The sequence below is a fragment of the Accumulibacter sp. genome (assembly GCF_032229525.1).
In the GTDB taxonomy this organism is placed as follows: Bacteria; Pseudomonadota; Gammaproteobacteria; order Burkholderiales; family Rhodocyclaceae; genus Accumulibacter.
The window spans coordinates 1-2,551 of the sequence record NZ_JAVTWB010000093.1 but is presented as its reverse complement, the minus strand read 5'-3'; the positions used below and the strand labels follow the sequence as shown (position 1 = coordinate 2,551).

The following is a 2,551-nucleotide window of genomic DNA, read 5'->3' as shown; positions in this document are numbered from 1 at the left end:
AATCAGCGCATGGGTGCCGACCACCAGTTGGGCCGTACTCGCTGCCCGCCGCTGCGCCTCCCGCCTGACACCTGCCCCGAGGCGGCCCGACAGGCAGACCACCGCAACACCGAGCGGCTCGAACCAGGCGCGCAGCTTCAGATAATGCTGCTCGGCAAGGATTTCGGTAGGTGCCATGAAAGCAGTCTGGTATCCCGCCTCAATGGCCTGACAAACGGCGAACGCAGCGACAATCGTCTTGCCGCAGCCGACATCGCCCTGCAGCAGACGTTGCATCGGGTAAGGCTGCGCGAGGTCCGCTGCGATCTCGGCAACGACGCGCTGCTGTGCCCCGGTCAGGGCAAAGGGAAGCGCCGCCCGGAGACGTTCCGCGAGCCGACCGGCGATAGGCAGGAGCGGCGCACCCTTGCGCCGGCGAGCCAGATAGGCACGGCGCAGCGACAGCTGCTGGACCAGCAGTTCGTCGAACTTGATGCGTCGCCAGGCCGGATGACTGCGCGTCTGCAGAGCCGTTGGCGAGACTTCTGGCGGCGGTGAATGGAGCAAGGCGACGGCCGTCGCGAACGAAGGCAGGGAGTGTTTGCTGCACCATTCGACGTCGAGAAATTCGGCGAGACCGGCCGCCTTCAGCGCCCGCGCGATCAGTTTGCGCAGCGCGCTCTGCGCCAACCCGGCGGTGGTCGGATAGACCGGCGTCAGCGACCGCGGCAGCGGTTCGTCAGCGGTCAGTACCCGGTAACGTGGATGGACCATCTCGGGGCCCAGGAACCCGTCACGGATCTCACCAAAAACACGTAGCCGCAAATTATCGTCTTGGGCGGCTTCGAGCGCCCTCTGCTGGCTACCGTAGAAGTTCAGGAAGCGCAAGATGAGGACGGCGTTTTGATCGCCCACATCGCTGACTTGAACCACCAGTTGACGACGCGGAGCAAAGCGGACGGCAACCTCCAGCACCAGCACTTCGAGCTGTAGCGGTACGCCTGCCGGCGCGTCGGCGAGCGCGATGACGCGCGTCTCGTCCTCGTAGCGCAAGGGCAGATGCAGGACGAGATCGTCAGGCCGTTCCAGGCTCAGCTTGCGCAGCCGGCTGCGCAGCGCTGGTGGAGCATCGATCTCGTCCAACCGGCATCAGCCGCCGACTACCATCACCGCGTCGGCCTCGACCAGTGCATTGCGTGGCAAGGAGGCGACACCGACTGCGGCACGGGCCGGGAACGGCTCGGCGAAGTAGCTTTTCATCACCTCATTGACTTTCGCAAAGTGCGCCAGATCAACAAGGTACACATTCAGCTTGACGACGTCGGCCAAGGAGCCACCCGCAGCTTCCGCAACCGCCTTGAGGTTGTCGAACACGCGAACGATCTGCGCATCGATCCCTTCGAGAAGGTCCATACTGGCCGGGTCGAGGCCGATCTGACCCGAAAGGTAAACGGTATCGCCGACTTTGACCGCCTGCGAGTAGGTGCCGATCGCCGCCGGTGCGTGCGTCGTCGAAATGATCGATCTGGTCATCGTGCTGTCCTCTACAATGTGTTCGGGTTGAAACCGTGGATGTTAAATGACGACCGCTATCATCGCCAATCTTGAAAAACTGCTCGGGGGTCCACGCGACGGCGCCTTGCTACGCTACTCGCTGGGTAACGAACACCTGAAGGCCGGCGATTTCGAACAGGCGGCGAGCTGCCTGCGTGAAGCGCTGGAGCGAGACGCGACGTATTCAGCCGCGTGGAAACTGCTTGGCAAAGCGCTGAGCGAATGCTCTCGCCCGGTCGAAGCTCTGGCCGCCTACGAACAGGGAATCGTTGTCGCCGAAAGCAAGGGCGACCTTCAGGCGGCCAAGGAAATGGCCGTTTTTGCCCGGCGCATCCGCCACCAACTGCAGACCACGGAAGGCTGAGGCGCTAGGGGTTACCGGTCTTGCCCAGCCCACGCAGCGTCTCGATCCCGAGCTTGTTCATTTTTCGGCGAGCCGCCTCTGCTTCGGCACGATTCTTGAAAGGGCCGATCTGCAAACGTGCCTCAAGCGTCGACGGAATTCCTTCTTGCGCAAGCTTTGCCTGCCATTCCTCGGCCCGACCAGGATCGTGAAAGATCGCGGAGTGCAGAACGTAGCCTGACGACAGCTGCGGGGCCGCTGGCGGCGCAGCCTGCACCGGCTCTGCGGCAGCACCCGCGGCTACGAACTGCCGCCTGGCGGGCGAAGGCAGTGCTGGCGTGGCCGCCACCTGCGGTGGTGGCGGTGGCTCGGGAGGTAGAACCGATTTTTGGGCGGCGGCCACACTCGGCTTCTGCTCTCCGGACAAGCGTGCGACGGGGGTTCTTCTGGTAGCCGTTCCGGCCGCTGTTCCGGAAGCCGTTCCCACGACGGTGCCCGCCGTGTCTTCCACGGTTGTCGCCGTGGCAGCGTCGGTGGCTACCTCGGTGGCTTCTTCTTCAGCCGGCGCAGCGGCCGCGACTACCGGCTGGACCGGCTCCTTCTTCCGGACCGGCACCGGTTCGGTGAACTGCTGCCCCGCAGGCTGCAGATCATCCGGTACGGTGGCGTAGTCAA

General features: G+C 64.2%; 4 protein-coding genes. 1 reads left to right on the top strand and 3 read right to left on the bottom strand.

Annotated elements, in window-relative coordinates:
* Both RUW20_RS05855 and RUW20_RS05850 read right to left on the bottom strand, forming a co-directional pair.
* Positions 1 to 1,122: DEAD/DEAH box helicase (locus tag RUW20_RS05855; RefSeq protein WP_313951263.1), on the bottom strand; the 1,122-nt coding region annotated here is incomplete at its 3' end.
* Positions 1,123 to 1,128: 6 nt separating this feature from the next.
* On the bottom strand, positions 1,129 to 1,512 hold the full coding sequence (locus tag RUW20_RS05850; protein WP_313951262.1) for a RidA family protein: 384 nt from the start codon (positions 1,510 to 1,512) through the stop codon (positions 1,129 to 1,131).
* A 46-nt stretch (positions 1,513 to 1,558) separates the two neighbouring features.
* On the opposite strand from RUW20_RS05850, the gene RUW20_RS05845 reads away from it, so the two are divergent.
* The gene (locus RUW20_RS05845; RefSeq protein WP_313951261.1) at positions 1,559 to 1,897 is read left to right on the top strand and encodes a tetratricopeptide repeat protein; all 339 of its coding nucleotides are present in this window, start codon (positions 1,559 to 1,561) and stop codon (positions 1,895 to 1,897) included.
* A 4-nt stretch (positions 1,898 to 1,901) separates the two neighbouring features.
* Here RUW20_RS05845 and RUW20_RS05840 read toward each other — a convergent pair.
* Positions 1,902 to 2,551: SPOR domain-containing protein (locus tag RUW20_RS05840; protein WP_313951260.1), on the bottom strand; the 650-nt coding region annotated here is incomplete at its 5' end.

Bases quoted from the DNA above. Each gene is read 5' to 3' on its own strand.
- RUW20_RS05850 (WP_313951262.1), bottom strand. From the start codon at position 1,512: ATGACCAGATCGATCATTTCGACGACGCACGCACCGGCGGCGATCGGC.
- RUW20_RS05845 (WP_313951261.1), top strand. From the start codon at position 1,559: ATGACGACCGCTATCATCGCCAATCTTGAAAAACTGCTCGGGGGTCCA.